Here is a 20,068-nt window from a genome sequence, read left to right as displayed (position 1 = left end):
GCCATGTCCGTCTCAATGTCCGCCCTGACGCTGCTGTTGCTGCTCGTCCTCTTCCTCGGCGCCGGCACGTGGATCTTTGCCGGCCTGATGCTGGTCGGCGCTGGCGCCATGTATTTCGCGCTCGATTTCAGTTGGGTCCGGATCGGCTCGATCGCCACCAAGGTGATATCGTCTTCCGCCGTGTCGTGGGAGCTTGCCGCCATTCCGATCTTCATCTGGATGGGCGATATCATCTTCCGCACGGATATCTCGAACCGTCTGTTCCGCGGCCTCTCGCCGCTGGTCTCGCGCGTTCCCGGCGGCCTGCTGCACACAAATGTCATCGGCTGCACCATCTTCGCCGCGATCTCGGGTTCCTCGACGGCGACCACCGCCACGGTCGGCAAGATCACCATTCCCGAACTGAAGGCCCGTGGCTATGACGTCTCGCTCGCCTCCGGCTCGCTGGCCGGCGCCGGCAGTTTCGGCCTGCTCATTCCACCCTCCATCGCCATGATCGTCTATGGCGTCCTGGCGCAGGTCTCGATCGCAAAACTTTTCGCCGCGGGGCTTCTGCCGGGCCTGATGATGGCAGCGCTCTATTCCGGCTATATCGGGATTGTCTCGCTCATCCGTCCCTCCGTGGCGCCGCCGCATGGCCAGCCGGTATCGTGGAGCGTGATCTGGAGAGGCGTTCTCGATCTCGTGCCGATCCTGGTGCTGATGACGATCGTGCTCGGCGCCATCTATACCGGCATCGCCACGCCCTCCGAAGCCGCCGCGGTAGGGGTTTTCGGCGCGATCGTCATCACGCTCGTCACCGGGCAGTTCGCATGGCAGCTGATGATTGACAGCCTGAAAAGCACGATCCGGGTTTCCTCGATGATCCTGATGCTGATCGCCGCCTCCGCCTTCCTGTCATCAGCCATCGCCTATATGCATCTGCCCTCGATGATCACGGAAAGCATCGCCGCGATGAACCTGTCGCCTTATGGCGTTCTGCTGATCCTCGCGGTTCTCTACATCGTGCTCGGCATGTTCCTCGACGGCACATCGATGACCGTCATGACCGTCCCGATCGCCGTTCCGCTGATCGTGCATGCCGGGTTCGATCCGCTCTGGTTCGGCGTCTACCTCGTCATCATGATCGAGATGAGCGCGCTCACGCCGCCGGTCGGCCTGAACCTTTTCATCCTGCAGGCCCTCACCGGCGAGACCATCGGCAAGACCGTGCGCGCCGCCTTGCCGTTTTTCCTGCTGTTGTGTATCGGTACCGCCCTGCTTGCGATATTCCCGCAGATTGTGCTTTGGTTGCCCAACGCCCTGTGACGCCGCCTGTGCGGAACCTCGAAGATCCCTGACCTGAAGGCTGGAACTTGGACGACGACAACAACACGGAAGAACTTCTGCCGGCCGAGCGCCGCCAGCAACTGGTGGACTGGTTCAAGAGCAACCAGGCCGGCACCAGCCAGGATCTGGCACGCATGTTCGGCATCTCGGTTTCGACGATCCGGCGCGACCTCGACCTGCTGGCGTCCGAGGGCCTTGTCAAGCGCACCCATGGCGGCGCCGTCAGCATCCGCTCGCGCGCGACCTACGAGCCGTCGACGGATCTGGCGCGCCGCACGGCGCTTGAGGAGAAACAGGGGATCGTGCGCGAGGCCATGCGCTTCATCGAACCCGATCAGGCGCTGCTGATCGACACCGGCGCGGTCATCTGCCACCTGCTGGCGGAAGAGATCGCCGGCCTCGATATTCCGCTGACCATCATCACCAACGACCTTCATGTCGCCAAGGTTCTGACCTACAAGCAGAACATCAAGCTGATTGTGCCCGGCGGGGCGTGCCGGTTCGGTTCGTTCAGCCTTCTCGGCGAGCCGGGCCTGAGCTTTCTCGCCGACATCCGCTGCGACCTGTTCTTCATGTCGGCTGCCGCGATCGACGAGCAATGCGTCTCGGAAACGCTCCTGGAACTCGTCCAGATGAAGCGGGCGATGATTGCCGCGGCAAACAAGGTCATCCTCATGGCTGAATCCAGCCGCTTCATGGAACGCGCCCTTCACAAGACCGCCCCGATCGACGCGATCGACACCATCATCACCGATGAAGGCCTCAGCCGCGAGCAGATCGACAAATTCCCCTCTCCGGGACCGCAGTTCATAACGGCGCTGATGTCGTAACAGACACTGCTGAACCGGTGTCTGCCCGGGACCGTCGCGTCCGGGGGGCCGGCTAGCGCATCGGCTCGCATCCATCCGGATTTCCACAGCATTGACCCCATCCTGTCGCGCGCTTCCGGAAAAACCTCCGTGGTTCGGCGGAAAGCGTTCGCCCTTGCGTATCGTTATGTTCTAAATAATAATAAACCAATTCATCGGGAGGAAGGGATGACAAAAACACCGATCCTGCAATTCGGCACGAGCCGTTTCCTGCAGGCGCATCTGGACTTGTTCGTTTCCGAGGCAGCGGCGCGCGACGCGGCGCTGGGCGGCATCACGGTGGTCCAGACGAGCGGCCACGGCGGACGGGCGAAGCGGCTCTCTGCGCTCGCCCGCGGATACGATGTCCGCCTGCGCGGCTTGCGCAAAGGTGAAAGGATCGACGAGACCGTTCACGTGACAAGCATCGAACGCGGTCTGGAACTGGCTGACGATCTTGCGCAGGTGCGGCGCATCATCGCCGAAGAAGCCGAGATCATTGTCTCGAACACGGCCGATGCGGGGTTTCTGCCGAAGCCGGCCGACAGGTCGGCGCGCTTCGATCCGGCCATGTCCTATCCGGCCAAGCTGGCGCACCTGCTGCGATCCCGCTTCGAGGCCGGCGGCGCCGCGCCGCAGGTCATGCCGACCGAACTCGTCCAGAACAACGGCGACGTTCTGCGCGGACTGGTGCTCGACGCCGCCGCGCGTATGGACGCGCCCTATCGGGCCTGGCTGGCCGAAGAGGTGCTCTGGGTCAACTCGCTGGTCGACCGCATCGTGTCCGAACCGCTTGAACCCGCTGGCGCCGTCGCCGAACCCTATGCGCTCTGGGCGATCGAGCACCGACCCGGCCTGCGCCTGCCCTGCCGGCATCCCGATATTGATGTTGTGACCGATCTCGGCCCGATCGAGCGGCGCAAGCTCTTCGTCCTCAACCTCGGCCATACATGGATGGTGTCCGACTGGCTGGCGCGCGGACGTGCCGGCGCGACCTTCGTTCGCGATATCCTCGCGGACCGGGACCGGACCGACCGCCTGCGCGGGCTCTATGCCGAAGAGGTGCTGCCGGGTTTTGTCGCCGCCGGCGAGGACGACGGGATCGAGGACTATATTGCAGTGACGCTCGAGCGCTTCGCCAATCCGTTTCTCGACCATCGACTGGAGGATATCGCTGCAAACCACGGTGAAAAGCTCCGGCGCCGGATCGGCGCTTTTCTCGACTGGGCCCGGCGGCATGGCGACGGGGGTGAAAAGCCATTGCTGGAGGAGGCCTTGAAGGAGGAAGACGCATGAAGACGAACCGGATCGGCCGAACTGCGGTGGCGGTGACCGACGTTTCCTTCGGCTGTTCCAGCATCGGCAATCTCTACCGGGAGATTACCGACGGTGATGCCGAGGCGGTGCTCCAGGCCGCGTGGAAGGGCGGTATCCGCTATTTCGATACCGCGCCGCATTACGGGCGGGGGCTTTCGGAAATGCGGCTCGGGCGTTTTCTCGAAGGGCGGGCCGGATATGTGGTGTCGACCAAGGTCGGGCGCGTTCTCTCCCCGGCGGCGGAGCCGATCGCGGAAGCGGACGGTTTCGTCAAACCCGCGCAAAACGATGTGCGTTACGACTATTCCGGCGACGGCATCGAGGAGAGCCTCGAGCAGAGCTTCGAGCGGCTTGGCCTTACCCATATCGACATCGTCTATGTGCATGATATCGGCGAGTATACGCACGGTTCCGGCAATGCGGCGCATATGGAGGATTTTCTCGGCTCCGGCTACGACCGTCTTGTCCGGCTGAAGGAGGCCGGCAGGATCGGGGCCTTCGGACTGGGCGTGAACGAATGCCGGGCGTGTCTCGACGTGATGGACCATGGGCCGATCGATGTCATCCTTCTGGCGGGCCGGCTGACGCTGCTCGACCGTTCGGCCGAAGCGGAACTCGTTCCCCGCTGCCGCAAGGCGGAAACCAGCCTCGTGCTCGGCGGCGTCTTCAACTCGGGCATTCTTGCGACCGGTGCGGTCGACGGCGCGACCTACGACTACGAACCCGCGCCGAAGGCGGTGCTGGAAAGGGTGGCGGCGCTGCAGGCGGAGGCGGAACGGGCCGGGCTGGCGCTGCCGACGGCCGCGCTGCAGTTCGCCAAGCGACACCCCGCATCGGCCTCGGTTCTGATCGGCACGGCCAGGCCCGCCACGCTTGCGAAAAACCTCGAGGCGTTGCAGGCCGGGATATCCGCACGGGCCGAGCGTTTTCTAGCGCATCGGCCCGAAAATCGGGTCTGATTTTCGGAAAGCACGATGCGTAGATTCAATAGGTTAGAGCGTCCTTTGTGCGTCCGAATGGACGCACGGCGCTCTAGGCTAGTTCGTGGAAGCGGAGCGACGAGAGAAGCGTCGTCTTGGAGGTGCGCAGATGGCGTGAGGCCGCGTCGCGCGCGGCGGCGGCATCGCGTCTTTCCAGGGCGTCGATGATCGCCAGGTGCTCCTCTATCGCGGCGGCGTTACGCATCTTCTCGTCGGTCTTGTCCCACATGTAGTGATAGTGGAAGATCAGCGAGATGACCTTCTGGAATTCCTCGACGAAACGGTTCTTCACGACCGAATTGAGCGCGGCGTGGAAGGCTTCGTCGAGCTTGGAGAACTCGTGATAATCCGTCTCGATGCTTTGCCGAAGCGCGATGTGGAGCCTCCGCAGTTCGGCAAGCCTGGCCCAGACAGGATGATCGACGGGCGCTTCGGCGGCCTGGTTCACCGCGTTGAGCTCCAGGACGAACCGGAAATCCGACAGCTCCACCGCGAAGTCCATCGTGAAGCCGCGCAGCATCCAGCCGCCTTTCTGGCGGCGGGCGACAAGGCCGAACCGGCTGAGGCCGGCGAGGAATTCCTTGATCTCATGCTGGGGGACGCCGAAGGTCCGGGAAAGATCGGCCACGGACAAGGGCGTGTCTGCCGGAACATCGAAGCGCAGGATCCAGTCGAGAAAACGCTGTTCGAGATCGTCGCTCGGCGTGTCCGGCTGTTCGATCCTGATGCGGTCGGCCTCGACCGGCTTGCGCAGCATCCGCTTTTCCCGTCCCTCCCACGAGATCAGTCCGCGCTCCTGCATCCGGCCCAGGCATCGCCGCACCACCGTGCGGCTGACGTCGGCGACGTCGCTCAGCATGGTTTCGGCCGGGATAGCCGTGCCGACCGGCCATGTCTCGCAATAATCGAGCAGCCGGTTATATGCATTTCTGTAGCGGGTGTCGCTTCTTGCCATTGCCTCATCCTCGCGAATCGCGCCGACGGTTCAGAATACCATCGTACTAAATTATAAAAAACAATTGACGCGCATCAAACGCCCGGTTATTCGGTACTAAATAATTACGTACAGAACGAGGGAGGAGACCTCATGTTCGATGCGAGCAGGCCGATGCGGGGGCGCGGCTGGGGCGGCGCGTCCTTCGGGCAGGCCCAGTTCCACCGGCTTTCTGCGCTTATGACGCTCGTATTGCTGATCATCGGGTTCGGCCTCGCCAACCAGGCCTTCTTTTCGGTCAATAACGGCCTGACCGTATTGCTGCAGACGTCGGTTATCGGTCTTCTCGGAATCGGTATGACGATGGTTATCATCACCGGCGGCATCGATCTCTCCGTCGGCTCCGTTCTTGCCCTTTCCGGGGTCATCACCGCCATGTCCGTCAAGGCGGGTTTGCCGGTCGCCCCGGCCATGCTGGTGGGCGTGACGGCCGGCGCGCTCTGCGGCGCCTTCAACGGGTTCGTCATCACCAGACTGCGCATCCCGCCCTTCGTCGCAACGCTTGGGATGATGCTGATCGCGCGCGGGCTGGCGCTCCAGCTGACGGGGGCGCGCCCCATCTCCCAGCTCGGCGAGGCTTTCGGAGTACTCGGCAATGGCGCGCTGTTCCGCATCGTCGAGATGCAGCCGAACGGCTTTCCCAAAGTGATCTTTCCCGGCATTCCCTATCCGGCGATCCTCATGTTTGCGATGGCGATCGCGGCCGCCTACCTGCTGAACCGCCGACAGGTCGGCCGCCATATCTATGCGACCGGTTCCAACGAGGAGGCCGCGCGCCTTTCCGGTGTGAGGACGAACCACACCAAGCTTTTCGCCTACACCATGTCCGGCGCCCTGGCCGGGATTGCCGGCAATGTGCTGATGTCGCGGCTCGTCACCGCCCAGCCCAGCGAAGGCGTGATGTACGAGCTCGACGCGATCGCCGCTGCCGTCATTGGCGGCGCATCGCTGTCCGGCGGCGTCGGCACGATCTCCGGCACCATGATCGGCGCCTTCATCATCGGCATTCTGCGCAACGGGCTCAACATGGCGGGCGTCTCCGCCTTCATCCAGCAGATCGTGATCGGCTTCGTCGTCATCGGCGCGGTCTGGATCGACCACGTGCGCAGCCGCAGGGGCGGCTGAGCCAAAAAGTTTTTCTGCATCTCAATAGAGGAGGAATGAGATGAAAAGCCTGAAATACCTTATCGCGGCATCCGCGTTCGCACTGACCGCGGGAATGGCGCATGCCGGCGAGATCGCCGTCATCGTGAAAACCACGAATTCCAACTTCTGGCAGAACGTCAACAAGGGCGCCCAGGCGGCAATGGCGAACCAGTCGGGGCACACGATGAGCTTCGACGGGCCGGCGGCCGAAAGCGACATCGCCGCCGAGGTGAACCTGGTCGAAAACGCGATCAATCGCGGCGTCGCCGGCATCGTGCTGGCGCCGTCCGACCCGGAAGCGCTGGGCCCGGTGGTCACGCGTGCCTATCAGAGCGGCATTCCGGTCGTCATCATCGATAGCGCGCTTTCCGACCAGTACAAGGACAGCTACCAGGCCTTCCTTTCGACCGACAATTGCGCGGCCGGCGAGCAGGTCGCAAAGCGGATGATCGAGGAGGCCGGAACCGAGGGCAAGGTTGCCGTCATGTCCTATGTCGCGGGCGTCGGCTCGGAAATCGGCCGCGTCGGCTGCTTTCAGGACTATATCGACGCCAATTCCGATATAGAGATCGTCGGTCCCTATTATTCGGAAAGCCAGATGGCCAAGGCGCTGAACCAGACCACCGACATTCTGGCCGCCAATCCCGACCTCGTCGGCATTTTCGGCGCGAACGAGCCGACAGCCGTCGGCATGGGCCGGGCGATCGTGCAGGCGGGCAAGGCCGGCGATCTCGTGGCGCTCGGCTTCGACGGCAATGCCGACCTGCAGGAGTTCGTGCGTGACGGCGTGCTGGAGGCCATTGCGGTGCAGGGCTCCTTCGCCATGGGCGAAAAAGGCGTGAACACGGTCATCGATCTGCTCAACGGCCAAAAGGTCGAAGACTTCATCAATACCGGCGTCGTCATGGTCGACAAGGAGAATATCGACTCCGACGAAGCCCAGAACGTGCTCTACTGAGCCTTTTGCCGGAGGCTGGCATAAAGCCTCCGGCATCTTTTCCCGTCTCCGTGAAAGGTCAAGCCATGTCCCGAACACCGCTTGTCGACATGATCGGCATCGAAAAACACTTTGGCGGCGTGCGCGCGGTGGACCATGTGTCGGTCGATCTCTATCCCGGCGAGGTGGTCGGACTGCTCGGCCACAACGGCGCCGGCAAGTCCTGCCTGATGAAAATTCTCGCCGGCGCGATGGTCCCGAACGAGGGGGAAATCCGGGTGGATGGCGAGACGGTGCACTTTACCGAGCCGAACGACGCCCGCGCCGCCGGCATCGAGACCATCTATCAGACGCTTGCGCTGTCGGACCATCTCGACGCCCCTGCGAACCTGTTTCTCGGCCGCGAACTGAAGACACGGTTCGGCAATCTGGATGACGCCCGGATGCTGCGCGAGGCGCGGGAGGTGCTCGCCCGGCTGAACCCGAATTTCAAGAATCTGCGCGATCCGGTCTCGAGCCTCTCCGGCGGGCAGCGGCAGGTGATCGCAATCGCGCGTGCCATCTATTTCGATACCAAGATACTGATCATGGACGAGCCGACGGCAGCACTCGGGCCTTCCGAAACCGCAATGGTGGCCGACCTTATCCTGAAGCTGCGCGATGAAGGCATCGGCATCTTTCTCGTCAGCCATGACATGCATGACGTGTTCGATCTGTGCGACCGCGTGGTGGTGATGAACAAGGGCCGGGTTGTCGGCGCGCATCCCATCAACGAAGTGACAAAGGATGACGTGCTGAGCCTGATCATCAAGGGCGAACTGCCGGCCGACTGGTCCGCCAAAAACCTGGAGCCGACAGACTGATGGATGCGAACACGGGCATGATGGAAAGCATCGTCTGCGTCGAACCCGGCCGGATGGCGCTCGAGCGCAGGCCGCGCCCCCTTAAGGCGCCGGAGGGCTGGGTTCTGGTCGACATCGCGGCGATCGGGATCTGCGGGACGGATTACCACATCTTCGAGGGTAAGCATCCGTTTCTGGACTATCCGCGCGTCATCGGCCATGAACTGTCCGGTCATATCGCCAGCGGCCCCGATGCCGGCAAGCTTGTCGTGATCAACCCCTATGTTTCCTGCGGCGCGTGCCGTGCCTGCCGGCGCGGCAAACCGAACTGCTGCAGCGCGGTTTCGGTGCTCGGCGTCCACCGCGACGGCGGCATGTGCGCACGCATCGCCGTGCCGGACGAAAATGTCTATCCGGCCGATGGCCTGACGCCGCAACAGGCTGCCATGGTGGAGTTTCTGGCCATCGGCGCGCATGCGGTTGCCCGCTCCGGGACGGGGCAGGGGGACGTCGTGCTCGTGACCGGGGCCGGCCCGATCGGCATCGGCACGGCGCTGTTTGCCCGGCTGGCCGGCGCCGATGTTCACCTGATGGACCTGAGCCGGACCCGGCTCGATCTCGCGCACGACCTGTTCGGCTTCGAAAAACGGCACCAGCCCGACGAGGACATTCTGTCGGGCGCGCTTTCCGAAGGGTTCGACGTGGTTTTCGACGCGACGGGAAATGCCAGGGCGATCGAGGCAGGCTTTCCGCTGCTTGCCCATGGCGGCAGCGCCGTGCTCGTCAGCGTGGTGAAGGACGACATCACCTTCTCGGATTCAGAATTCCACAAGCGCGAGGCCCGCATCATCGGCTCGCGCAACGCGCTGAAATCCGATTTCGAGCGCGTGATGGCCGCGATGCGCGCGGGCGACATCCCGACCGATGCGATTGCATCGGAAGTGATCGCCATGGCCGATCTGCCCCGACGTTTTTCGGAGCTGGTGGACGCGCGGGATCATCTCGTGAAAGTGCTCGTCAGACCGTAATTGCGGTCGCCCCCGCGACCGCGCTTGTCCGTGCGCAGGCGCATCGGCAGAAGGACAAGGGAACCCGCCGCCTCATCGAAGCGGCGGGTTTTGGGGTCTTACCGACGCACCGCCTTGACGTCATCCGCGCTCACAGACGGGGCGGAATTGCCCCAGGCGCTGCGCAGGAAGGTTGCAAGCGTTGCGATATCGGCATCCGACAGCCGGTCGCCGAAGGCCGGCATTTCCAGCCTTTCCGGGCGCTCCGCCGTCGAAGGCAGCGTCGCGCCGTGGAGGATGACTTCCGTCAGACCCCTGGTCGTCGGCGCCGTCACCAGCGAGTTTCCTTTCAGTGCCGGGAACACGCCGGGCGCGCCGCGGCCGTCCGGCATGTGGCAGGCATTGCAGTTGTTGAGATAGAGCAACTCGCCGTCCGAAAGGTTTTCGGCCGATTTCAGCTTCGCCGTCGTCGGACCGTCGGCGGCATCGAGCCGGTCCGTCGTCCGCTCGTCGGGGACGGGCTGCGGGTCGGGCGTGACGTCGGAGATCGCGCGGAGATAGCCGATCATTGCATCGGCATCCTCATCCTTCATGTATTGAAGGGATTCGCCGACCACGAGCTGCATCTCGCCGACCACGGCCGAATGGGCGTTGCGGCCGGTGGTGAGATAGTCCTTCAGATCCTCGTCGGTCCAGGTCTGCAGGGCGGATTCCGCCGTGCGCAGGTCGGGCGCCGTCCAGCCGCCGATCTCGCCGCCCGTCAGGAAGGCCGGATTGTCGGCATTGGTGCCATCCTGCGCCATGATCATGTTGCGCGGGCTGTGGCAGGCCGCGCAATGGCCGAGCGCCTGCACCAGATAGGCACCGCGGGCAAGCGCGTCGCTTTCGCTCGCCGCGTCATCCGGCCGGAAGCCGGGCTTGCCGAGCGCGGCCCAGTTCCACAGACGAATGCCCCAGCGCTGGTTGAACGGGAAGTCGAGCGCGGTCTCCTTCACCGGATTGTCGACCGCCGCGACGTCGTTGTGGACATAATCCCAGATCGCCCGGATATCCTCCTCCTTCATATGCCGGTAGTTCTCGTAGGGCATGGCCGGATAGAGGTGCACCCCGCCGGGCGCGATGCCGTCGACGAGGGCGGCGTGGAACTGGTCGTAGGTCCAGCCGCCGATGCCGGTTTCCCCGTCGGGGGTGATGTTGCTCGACCAGATCGTGCCCATCGGGCTCTCGATCGGCCGCCCGCCGGCGAAGGGCTCGCCGCCCTCGGCGGTGTGACAGGCCTGACAGTCGGCCATCTGGGTGACGTATTGGGCCTCGCCGGGCGCCGGCTCCCAGTCAGCCGCCAGATTGTCATCCGGCTTGGTGAGAGATGGCGGCACGAAGATGATCGCCGCAAGCGCCACCACGCCGATGACGATGAGGGCGAGGATGATGCGAAGAAAGGTTTTCATGATCCGCGCTCCTCACATCAATGGCCGGGGGTTGGGCAGGTAATCCTTGCGCAACGCCTCCAGCGCCCAGTAGGCGAGGCCGCCGACCGCGCCGGTCGGATTATACTGGATGTTCTGCGGGAAGGCGGAAGCGCCCATGACCCAGACGTTGTGACAGTCCCAGCTCTGGAGATAGCGGTTGATCGCCGAGGTCTTCGGGTCGGTGCCCATGATCGCGCCGCCGACATTGTGGGTCGACTGGTAGGGACGCACATCATACTGCGCGCCGTCGCCCTTGTAGCCCGATGCCATGGCATCCGGGTTCATGCTCTTTGCGATTTCCTCGATCCTGGCCTTCATGAACTGGGTCATCCTGATGTCGTTGTCCTTCCAGTCGAAGGTCATGCGCATCAGCGGACGGCCGTGGCGGTCCTTGTAGGTCGGATCGAGATCGAGGCAGGTGTCGCGATAGGCCATGTTGGAGCCATGAGAGCCGATCGAAAGGCTGTGGCCGTACCATTCGCCGACGGCCTCCTTCCAGCCCGCGCCCCAGGCCGGCGTGCCCGGCGGCAGCGACATCTGCTGGATCGGGCGGCCGCCGGTATGGCCGCAGGTGATATAGCTTCCGCCGATAAACCCTTCCTTGCCGAAATCAATCTGCGACATCGAGAAATCGTCGATCGACATGCCGCCCGCGCCGGTCCCCACGAACGGGTTGAAAACCTTGTCCCGGAACCACATGCTGGTGCCGCCGGTCATCTGGTAGGAATAGTTCCGCCCGACCACGCCTTCGCCGGTATCGGGATTGTAGGGTTCGCCGATTTCCGACAACAGCAGAAGATGGACATTGTGCAGCGAATAGGCGCAGACCAGCACGAGATCGGCCGGCTGGAACACTTCCTCGCCGGTCTTCTCGTCGAAATAGGTGACGCCCGTCGCGGTCTTGCCATCGGCGGCCTTTTCGATCTTCAGCACCTCCGAGCGGGTCCTGTAGCTGAAATTCGGCTTGCGTTTCAGCGCATCGATTATGCAGACCTGCGGCGACGACTTGGAGTAATTGTTGCAGCCGAAGCGCTCGCAGTAGCCGCAGTAATTGCACGGCCCAAGCTGCATGCCGTAATCATTGACATACTGGATCGAGGCATTGGCCGCCGGACGCGGGAACGGATGGTAGCCCATATTGCGGGCGGCATCCGCGAACAGCTCCGAATCCCAGGTGTTCTTCAAGGGCGGCATCGGATATTCGGCCGAGCGCGGCGCTTCGAACGGGTTGCCGCCCTCCTGGATTTCGCCATTGATATTGCCCGCCTTGCCGGCAATGCCGGCGACGCTTTCGAACTTGGTCATGTGCGGCTCCAGTTCCTCGGCCGTCACGCCCCAGTCCTGAAGCTGCATGCCTTCCGGAATGATGTCCGCGCCGAAGGTCTCCTCGACATAGGAGCGCAGCCGGTATTCGACCGCCTGCGGACGCCAGTTCTGGCCGTTCCAGTGGACGCCCGCGCCGCCGACGCCGTCGCCGGGCAGGAACGAACCGAGATGACGGTAGGGAAGCGCCGTCTCAGCCGTGTTGTGGCGCACGGTCAGCGTGGAGTTCACCGGCTTCTGCATCAGGTCGTAGCGGACGGCATATTTCAGCTCGTCGAAAATGTTGGGATACTGGAAATCGGGCACCGTGCTGCGGTCGTCGCCGCGTTCGAGCGCGAGGATTTCGAGCCCCTCATTCGCCAGTTCCATGCCCATGATCGCCCCGGTCCAGCCGAGCCCGATGATGACGACGTCTTTTTTGGGATCTGTTCTTGTAGCCATGGTTTACGCCCTGTCTCCGTTGATTGCCACGGGGCCGAGCGGATATTGCGCGTTCTCGCGGCCCGGCCAGGAAGTAAAGGCGCCGCGCGCGCCGGGAAAGCCGATATAGACCCAGGCCTGCATGTCGTGATTGCCGCCATAGGATGGATCGGCGAAATAGCCTTCCTTGGTGTTGGCAAGCAGGAACTGGAAGAAATCGCGCAACTCCGGCGCCAGCCCCACCTCTCCCTTTTGCAGCGATGTCAGCGCGGCATCCTGTGTTGCCGCTTCGAGATTTTCGAAATTGTCGCCATGCGTTTGGTTGCACCAGTCCTGAAAGACGGGGATCGCCTGGCGGTAGATCTCCGCCGGCGTCAGCGGGCTCTGGAAGCCGAGCGTGGGATTGGCGGCGGGATCAAACGGGCCCTGCATGTACCAGTCCGCCGCCTTGCCGAAATTGCCTGAGAGCTGCCGGTCGATGAAGACCGGCACCCGACAGTCGATCGCCCCCGGGCCATTGCCGCCGGAGGGAATGAGGCGATCGCAGGCGGCCATGACGAACGCCCATTCGGCTTCGTTGAAATAGACCCGCTCATACTGATCGAGCGGCGGCGGGGCTTCCTTTTCGGGCGCTTGCGCCTTTACCGCGCCGGCAAGCGAAGCAATCGCCACCCCCGCGGCGCTCCCCTTGAGGAACCCGCGCCGGGATGGACGTCCTGGCATATCTCGCATGATGTCTCCCTCTCGCCGGCTGGCACCGGCCTGATCTCCCCGCCGGTGCACGCCATCGATGATCTTGCAGGCAGCAGCGGCTTCATGACATCCGGACCGGGCCGAGCCGGACACGCACGTCTGTCGTGAACGACAGGACAACGCCAAAGTCTTCCATTTTGTTCCGTGTCCGCCGCCAAAAAATCTTTCGGCAGCCGAAGGCGCGCAGAACAGCCGCAGCAGGATCGAAACCCTGTTGCGGGCCGGCCGGGCATGATCCGGGCGGCCGGGTTACGCCGCCCGTTCAGTGGTCCGTTCTTCCTCCCACGCGCCGCCCGGGTGATATCGCCTTGCGATCCGCCCGTCCTCCAAGGCGAACAGATGCAGCCAGCGATTGTCGAACAGCGCCTTGACCCCGGGGTGCGCCTCGAGGATGCGGCTGATCTCCCCCTCCGGAGCCTCGATCAGCACCGACAGCCTCAGCGGCGTATGTTCCAGGCTTTCGCCATTGTGGAGGGCCTGCCACGGAAGACCGGGCCGCAGGCGGCCGCCATTGCCCTCGACGACGCCGACGCCGCCGACCACGTTATGGATGAGCTTGTTGCCGCCGCCGAAAACCTCCGGCGCGACGCTCGAGCCATAATATTGCAGGCTGATCCAGCTCGCGACGACGACGGGGGCGGTCAGGATCAGTTCCAGCGTCTTGAAGCCCTCGTCCGCGCGCCAGTCATAGCTGTGCAGAAAGGCCCGCCCGCCGAGGTTTTTCCCGGAAGTCAGATGGCGCGGCGCGGCAACAAAGGCGGCGCATCCGGCAAGGCCCCATTCGGGCCTGATCTCCGACCAGTCGGCGGCCCTGGCCGAAATCGACCGCGCGCTCGCGCCCGGCAGGCGCATCGCCCTTTCCGCGCGCGCCTGCGCGCCTGCTTGCCTCAGCCATGTCCGAAGTTGCTCCATCACGTTCTTCTCGCAGGGCAAGTCTCCGTCGAACACCGTGACCTCGTCCGTCGTCGTATCGTGCAAGGCGGCAACAAAACGGGTATCCTCCGGCAGGTCGATGCCATGTCCTGGCAGGCCGGCGCGGGTCTCGTCATCGTTCAGCAGGCCGGCCAGCAGCCTTGCCGAGACCTCGCCCGAATAGCCGCCGCAGGCGCCGCAGTGATAGGCGCTCCTGTGCGGATTGTTCGTGACATTTGCCCCATGACCGACCAGCAAAACCGTTTGGGCGTGCCCGCGCGTCAGGCTCATCGCCTTCAAGACGGAGGCGGCCGTGGCCGTCTTTGCCTCCGCGTCGAGCGCCGGGGCGAGTTTCGGCGCCGAATGGCATGCGGCGCACTTGCCGCCAAGGCCAAGCGTATCCTTCATCAGCTTGCCGGCATAGAACAATCCGGCCGCTTCCACATAGGCAAAGGAGGAGACCGCCGCCTGCCGGAACCGACCGAGGGCCCGGATCGTCCGCGCCTTGATGCGGGTCTTGTTTTCGCTCCCGGCTGTGCCGTGACCGGTCGACTGCAGGGCGGGTTTCAGCAACACCGGCAGATGGTTTTCCACGATATCCGAACCATGGTCCCGGTGGGCAACCGGCAGGCCGAAAAAGCCCGCAAAGCCGAGCGTTTCGATATCCGGGCTCTGGCTTTCGAGCGCGCGCCGGAAGATTTCCGAGCGCACGTCGATGCAGAACGCGGCCTGCAGGACCGGGCGGTTCCGGGCCTGCGGCTTTGCAGCGGCAAGATTGTTGGCAAGGGTCCGAAGATAAGCCCTCTCCGAAGCGTCCTGCAGGATCTCGTCAGCCACATGTTCACGCGTGGGCGCAAGCGGCGCGGCATAAAGCGCAAGCGTCGCCCGCCACCGATCCGCCACCTCCGGATACCGGCCCAGCAGGGCGTCTTCCCATATCAGCCGGATGGCCAGCAGGTCTCCCAGCGTCTCGTCGGATGTACCCTCCTGCTCGGCGCGCCACAGCAGCCAGCGTGCATGCTGCGCCCAGCCGCCGAGGTCCGTAATCAGCCGGTGGAAGAGAAACTCCGCCGCCTGCGGGCTGATCGTCAGCCGGCAGCACGCCTTGAGGATCGCCTGCTCCGGCGTATCGGGCGCTGCGGACACATGCGCGCAGAAGCCTGACAGTCCGGCAATTTCCGGCGTCAGGTCCCGGCTCGCCCAGGTCCGCCAGGCAGCGAATGCCCGCTGGTTCGGCGCAGGCGACCAGAGCGCCTGCCCGCGATCGAAATGACCGGCGACCCAAAGGCCGATCGTCTTTTCGATGATCGACGGCCAGTCGATGCCGGAAAGCTCGGCGGCCAGATCGGCAATCGTCGGAAAGGGCTTCGGCAAGGGCCGCTCCCGCATCGCCATTTCCTTCAGAAGCGCGAGGCTGCCGGGCTTGTCTGCGGCCGGGTTCGCCTGAAGCGCCGCGACGAGGTCTTCATCGCGGATGCGGCCCGAGACGATGGAGGCCTGGTACACGCGCCCCGCCTGGGTGAGGCTCACGCCTGCGCAGCGCGAAAGACGTGCGGATGCCGATGCGAAATCCTGGCCGGCCTGACCGAGGAACGGGTTGACCGCGACCGTCGCCTCAAGCGGGAACGCCGGCGGCACGGCCCGGATCGCCCGCATGCCGGCATCGAGAATTTCCGTCGCCTCCAGCGGGGCGAGATAGCCTTGATCGATAAACATTGGAATTCCTCTCACTGTCCGGATTTTGCAAGCCGATAGCCGCCGACGAAACGGTCGAGCAGCGCGTTCAGATAAAGGCCGTTCGCGATATGGACCCTGAGCCCTGCCATGGACGGGTGGTGCGCCCAGAGCGGGAACACCGCCTGGGCAAAGGCGACAAGGCCGAAGGACACGACCGCCAGCGTGATCAACGCCCATTCAAGCGGGCCCGCGACCGGCGCATGCGGCAGGCTTGCGCCCCACATCAGCTTTGCGGCCTGCTGGAAGGTGAAATAGGCCAGCGCGACGAAGAGCGCCGAAAGCGATGTGCGCCATGTCAGCTCCGCGGGCGCGGCGTCGGCCAGCCCCTGGGCCACCAGATAGGCGACGCCGAAAATCAGCATCGCGCCGATGGCGAGCGCCTGCGGCGTTTTCGGGCCCGCCGCCAGCGAGAAGACGACGGACACAAGGCCGTAGAGGGCCAGCGCGATGGCGAAGGAGCGCAGGACGTTGGCAACGCTCGGAATGGCGATGGGTCCGGGGCGGTGCAGGTTTGCGACCGCCGCAACGGCGCCGCCGGACGACAGGAAGGCATGCGCCTTGTAGAGCGAGTGGGCGACAATATGCAGAAGCGCGAGCGGCCAGAGGCCGAGGCCGCATTGCAGCAGCATGAAGCCCATCTGCGAGATCGTCGACCAGGCGAGCGCCGTCTTGACCGCGCTTTGCGTCAGCATCACCACCGCGCCGAAAAGCGCGGTCAGTCCGCCGAGGGCAACGACGACGCCCATCGCGCCGGGGCTCGCCTGCACGAGATCGGCCGTCCGGATCAGAAGGAAACCACCGGCATTGATGATGCCGGCGTGAAGCAGGGCGGAAACCGGCGTCGGCGCCTCCATGACCTCGGTCAGCCAGCCGTGCAGCGGGAAGGTTGCAGCCTTAAGCGCCGCCGCCAGCACGAGGCAGCCGACGGCCAGATGCCCGGCGAAGGACAAATGCGGTCCGACGGACTGAAACAACGCGCCGAGTTCGACCGTCCCCGTGCCGGCAAAAAACAGGGCGGCGGCGCAGAAAAGCGCCACATCGCCGGCATGCCAGACGAGCGCGAATTTCGCTGCGGCCCGCCTGGCGGCAGGACGCTCCGGATAGAACAGCAGCAGCTTTTTCAGGCAGATGCCGATGGCGACGAAACCGAGGAAAAGCAGCGTCAGGCTTGCGGACTGGACAACGATCTGAACCGCGGCCAGAGCGGCCAGCATCAGGCCGTGAAACCGCCCCTCCCGCGCTTCGCCGTCGAGATAGCGGCGGGAATAACGCATCACCACCCAGCCGATGAAGGCCACCAGCAGCGTCATCGTCACGCTGACGGGATCGAGCCGGACGGCAAGCATGAAGGGGCCTTCAAAAAGGCGCGCCGTGGATGGACCGAAGACAAGAAGCTGCGCCAGACCGGCCAGGGCGAAACCAAAAGCGGCGAGCGCGCTTGCCTCGGCGATCATGGGATACCGTCCCGGGCGGCGGCCGGGACGGGCGATCGAGACGGCGGCGACAGCCAGCAACACGATTGGCGCCAGCAGGGGCAAGGGAACAAGAAGCGACATCGAAACCTCAGGGGCGATTGAACATGCCGCCGATATAGCGCCTCGCTTTCATTGAAAAAATTACATATATTCTTCGTAAACGTTCTGTTTTATGAAAGTGAAGGCGTTGAACCTGCATCATCTGAGACTGTTCCGGGCGGTCGCGCGGGATGGCACCCTGACGGGGGCCGCGCGCGCCCTGAACCTGTCGCAATCTGCCCTGTCGTCCCAGATCAGGACACTCGAGGCGGCTCTCGGCCATGATCTTTTCGAACGGCGCGGCCGGGGGCTGGTGCTCACCGAGGCCGGACGGATCGCGCTGGACCATGCCGAAGCGATCTTCCGGGCGGCCGAAGATCTGACAGCCACGCTGAGGAATACGGGTAGGGCGCGCCGGGCCTTGCGCGTCGGTGCGCTGGCAACGCTTTCCCGAAACTTCCAGATCGGCTTCATCGAGCCTCTGATCGGCCGTTCCGATGTCGAGGTGGTGCTGCGCTCGGGCGCCCAGCCGGAGCTGTTGCGCGCGCTCGAAGCGCTGTCGATCGATGTCGTGCTGACCAACCTCGTGCCGGCGCGCGATGCATCCAGCCCCTATCTGGCGCACGCCCTGGCGGCGCAGACGGTCAGCGTGATTGCGCCGCCGGGCGCAAGCGCGCTTCTGGGCCGGCCCCTTCCCGAAATCCTGTCCTCGCAACCCCTGATTCTGCCGACGCCGGAATCGGCGCTTCGGGCCTCCTTCGATGCGATGGTGGAACAACGCGGCATTGCCACAAGGATTGCCGCCGAGGCCGACGACATGGCCATGATCCGCCTGCTGGCGCGCGCCAATGCCGGCCTTGCCGTCATTCCGCCAATTGTCGTGAGGGACGAACTGGCCTCCGGTCGTCTCATCGAACTGGGCAGGCTGGAGGACCTGCGCGAGGAATTCTTTGCGATCACCCTTCATCGCCGTTTCCCGAATCCGCTGGTTGGCGAGTTGATCAATGCCTTCAAGAGCTGAAAAGCGCCGGCAATCGAACCCATGGCGCCGTCAGTGATCAGGCCCGCAAACCCGGAAAATGCGCGTTCGGGCCGCTAGCCCGTCGCCGCGCGCGGAATTCCCTCCTCTTTTTCAAACGGTCCCCTCCCGCGCCGGCCGTTCCGGCGCTATAGATTGCCCATGCAACGCAACCGTTATCATCATCTTGAATGGCTTCACGGCATCGATTTTTTCGAGGCCGCCTTCAGCACGCAGAGGTTCACCCGCCATGCGCATGAGGGCTTTGCGATCGGCGCGATTGCCGAAGGTGCCGGCGGTTATCTCTGTCGCGGCGAAAGCATGGTGCTGCCTGCCGGTTCGCTCTCCTTGATGAACCCGGAAGAGCCGCATACCGGCCACGCGGCCTCGGAACGGGTGCGTTACACCATGCTGTACGCTTCCGAGGCGGCGGTGCGCGCGGTTCTGGGCGTGCGCAGCCTTCGCGGCTTTGCCGAGATCGCCCCGCGCGACCGCGGGTTCAGGCTGTCGCAGGCGCTTGCCCGCCTGGCCTCATGCCTCAACAGCGCCCGGATGGCCGATCATCGCCTGGCGGCGGAGGAGGCTGTCCATGCGGTGCTGGCCGAAGCCTTCGCGCATTACGGTCGCGCGGAACTGCGCCGGGCGGGCAACGAGCCCGCCGCAATCCGCACGCTGCTTGGCTTGATCGCGGAGGGCGTCGCCGCCGGAAAACCGTTGAGCCTGTCCGATATGGCGGCCGCCGTCGGCCTGAACCCGTCCTATCTCATCCGCAGCACCGTCCGCGCCACCGGACTGACGCCGCACGGCCATGTGGTGCGCGTCCGCCTGGATCATGCCCGCCGCCTGCTGCTCGACGGCGCGCCCGCGGTCGAGGCCGCGATTGCCGCCGGGTTTTGCGATCAGGCGCATCTGATCCGCCATTTCCGCCGCCATTACGGCGTGACGCCCGGCGCGCTCATCCGGCACTGAACGTCAATTTCGTCCAAGACCCGGCGCCTTTCTGCATGCCATGGCGTGGCGCGAAAGGAGACCGTCATGTCACTCAAACCCGTGATCATTCTGGATGAAACGCTGCCGACCGGCCTCAAGGCGAATTTCCCGGCCGTCATGGCCATGAGCCTCGGGAAGCTGCGGCCCGACCTTGTCGGCGCGGATACGCCGACCGGTGACGGGTTTTCCCTTGCCGGAATCACCACCGTCGCCTTGCCGGTTCTCGGTGCTCCGGCGGAAGAACTGCCTGCGATCTTCGACAAGGCGGCCGACCTGCCGATACGGCTCGCCTATATGCGCGCCGCTTTCGAGGCGCGCGACTATGCCGACTACACGGCCCGTATCGCCGCCGAACCCCTGGCCGCGCACAGGCCGCAGGCGCTCCTGATCGCCGGCTCGCGCAAGGCCGTGGACCGGATCTGCGGCCGCCTGCCGCTGCTGCGCTGATGGCGACCGCCCAAACGCGGCAGGCGATCCTCGGAAAAGGGACGATCTTTACACAATCGCGGCATCCGAGCCGCGTTTTGCCATA

The 20,068-nt window shown here is 64.4% G+C and carries 17 protein-coding genes; 11 read left to right on the top strand and 6 right to left on the bottom strand.

What is annotated here, in order from left to right:
- Window positions 1-3: 3 nt before the first annotated feature.
- The 4 genes from AZF01_RS21970 (at window position 4) to AZF01_RS21955 (ending at window position 4,453) form a co-directional block, all read left to right on the top strand.
- A complete protein-coding gene (locus AZF01_RS21970; protein WP_024706668.1) occupies window positions 4-1,308 on the top strand; it encodes a TRAP transporter large permease in 1,305 nt (434 codons plus the stop codon).
- Between the two features lie 47 nt (window positions 1,309-1,355).
- Window positions 1,356-2,159 carry a DeoR/GlpR family DNA-binding transcription regulator gene (locus AZF01_RS21965; RefSeq protein ID WP_024706669.1) on the top strand — a complete coding sequence of 268 codons (804 nt, stop codon included), beginning with the start codon at window positions 1,356-1,358 and terminating at the stop codon, window positions 2,157-2,159.
- A gap of 207 nt (window positions 2,160-2,366) precedes the next feature.
- Window positions 2,367-3,473: a D-mannonate oxidoreductase gene (locus tag AZF01_RS21960; protein ID WP_024706670.1), complete on the top strand. Its 1,107-nt coding sequence runs from the start codon at window positions 2,367-2,369 to the stop codon at window positions 3,471-3,473.
- Entirely contained in the window at window positions 3,470-4,453 is a 984-nt protein-coding gene (locus tag AZF01_RS21955) for an aldo/keto reductase (RefSeq protein WP_061449920.1), read from the top strand. Before AZF01_RS21960 ends, AZF01_RS21955 begins: the two co-directional genes overlap by 4 nt.
- Window positions 4,454-4,526: 73 nt before the next feature.
- Here the strand turns inward: AZF01_RS21955 and AZF01_RS21950 are convergent, their stop codons facing one another.
- Entirely contained in the window at window positions 4,527-5,429 is a 903-nt protein-coding gene (locus AZF01_RS21950) for a GntR family transcriptional regulator (RefSeq protein ID WP_024707884.1), read from the bottom strand.
- Window positions 5,430-5,582: 153 nt separating this feature from the next.
- Here AZF01_RS21950 and AZF01_RS21945 point away from each other — a divergent pair, with 153 nt between their 5' ends.
- From AZF01_RS21945 to AZF01_RS21930, 4 genes are all read left to right on the top strand, one after another.
- Window positions 5,583-6,593: an ABC transporter permease gene (locus tag AZF01_RS21945; protein ID WP_051424049.1), complete on the top strand. Its 1,011-nt coding sequence runs from the start codon at window positions 5,583-5,585 to the stop codon at window positions 6,591-6,593.
- A gap of 40 nt (window positions 6,594-6,633) precedes the next feature.
- Window positions 6,634-7,572: an ABC transporter substrate-binding protein gene (locus AZF01_RS21940; protein WP_024707886.1), complete on the top strand. Its 939-nt coding sequence runs from the start codon at window positions 6,634-6,636 to the stop codon at window positions 7,570-7,572.
- A 65-nt stretch (window positions 7,573-7,637) separates the two neighbouring features.
- Window positions 7,638-8,414 carry an ATP-binding cassette domain-containing protein gene (locus AZF01_RS21935; protein WP_036236938.1) on the top strand — a complete coding sequence of 259 codons (777 nt, stop codon included), beginning with the start codon at window positions 7,638-7,640 and terminating at the stop codon, window positions 8,412-8,414.
- A gap of 20 nt (window positions 8,415-8,434) precedes the next feature.
- Window positions 8,435-9,421, top strand: coding sequence for a zinc-binding alcohol dehydrogenase family protein (locus AZF01_RS21930; protein ID WP_024707888.1), 987 nt, complete (start codon window positions 8,435-8,437; stop codon window positions 9,419-9,421).
- 98 nt (window positions 9,422-9,519) lie between these two features.
- On the opposite strand, the gene AZF01_RS21925 is transcribed toward AZF01_RS21930, so the two are convergent.
- From AZF01_RS21925 to AZF01_RS21905, 5 genes are all read right to left on the bottom strand, one after another.
- Window positions 9,520-10,848: a cytochrome c gene (locus AZF01_RS21925; RefSeq protein WP_024707889.1), complete on the bottom strand. Its 1,329-nt coding sequence runs from the start codon at window positions 10,846-10,848 to the stop codon at window positions 9,520-9,522.
- A gap of 12 nt (window positions 10,849-10,860) precedes the next feature.
- Window positions 10,861-12,633, bottom strand: a complete 1,773-nt coding sequence (locus AZF01_RS21920) for a GMC family oxidoreductase (RefSeq protein ID WP_024707890.1) — start codon at window positions 12,631-12,633, stop codon at window positions 10,861-10,863.
- 3 nt (window positions 12,634-12,636) lie between these two features.
- Window positions 12,637-13,344 carry a gluconate 2-dehydrogenase subunit 3 family protein gene (locus AZF01_RS21915; protein ID WP_024707891.1) on the bottom strand — a complete coding sequence of 236 codons (708 nt, stop codon included), beginning with the start codon at window positions 13,342-13,344 and terminating at the stop codon, window positions 12,637-12,639.
- 270 nt (window positions 13,345-13,614) lie between these two features.
- Entirely contained in the window at window positions 13,615-15,993 is a 2,379-nt protein-coding gene (locus tag AZF01_RS21910; RefSeq protein ID WP_024707892.1) for a YbcC family protein, read from the bottom strand.
- An 11-nt stretch (window positions 15,994-16,004) separates the two neighbouring features.
- On the bottom strand, window positions 16,005-17,570 hold the full coding sequence (locus tag AZF01_RS21905) for a proton-conducting transporter membrane subunit (protein ID WP_061449919.1): 1,566 nt from the start codon (window positions 17,568-17,570) through the stop codon (window positions 16,005-16,007).
- A gap of 97 nt (window positions 17,571-17,667) precedes the next feature.
- Between AZF01_RS21905 and AZF01_RS21900 the strand changes: the two genes are divergently transcribed.
- The 3 genes from AZF01_RS21900 (at window position 17,668) to AZF01_RS21890 (ending at window position 19,983) form a co-directional block, all read left to right on the top strand.
- The gene (locus AZF01_RS21900) at window positions 17,668-18,549 is read left to right on the top strand and encodes a LysR family transcriptional regulator (RefSeq protein ID WP_024709292.1); all 882 of its coding nucleotides are present in this window, start codon (window positions 17,668-17,670) and stop codon (window positions 18,547-18,549) included.
- A gap of 159 nt (window positions 18,550-18,708) precedes the next feature.
- The gene (locus tag AZF01_RS21895) at window positions 18,709-19,515 is read left to right on the top strand and encodes an AraC family transcriptional regulator (RefSeq protein WP_061449918.1); all 807 of its coding nucleotides are present in this window, start codon (window positions 18,709-18,711) and stop codon (window positions 19,513-19,515) included.
- A gap of 66 nt (window positions 19,516-19,581) precedes the next feature.
- The gene (locus AZF01_RS21890) at window positions 19,582-19,983 is read left to right on the top strand and encodes a DUF2000 domain-containing protein (protein WP_061449940.1); all 402 of its coding nucleotides are present in this window, start codon (window positions 19,582-19,584) and stop codon (window positions 19,981-19,983) included.
- Window positions 19,984-20,068 lie beyond the last annotated feature (85 nt).

Source organism: Martelella sp. AD-3 (assembly GCF_001578105.1).
Classification (GTDB): Bacteria; Pseudomonadota; Alphaproteobacteria; order Rhizobiales; family Rhizobiaceae; genus Martelella.
The sequence above is the reverse complement of the archived record's forward strand: the minus strand, read 5'-3'. Positions and strand labels throughout refer to the sequence as shown.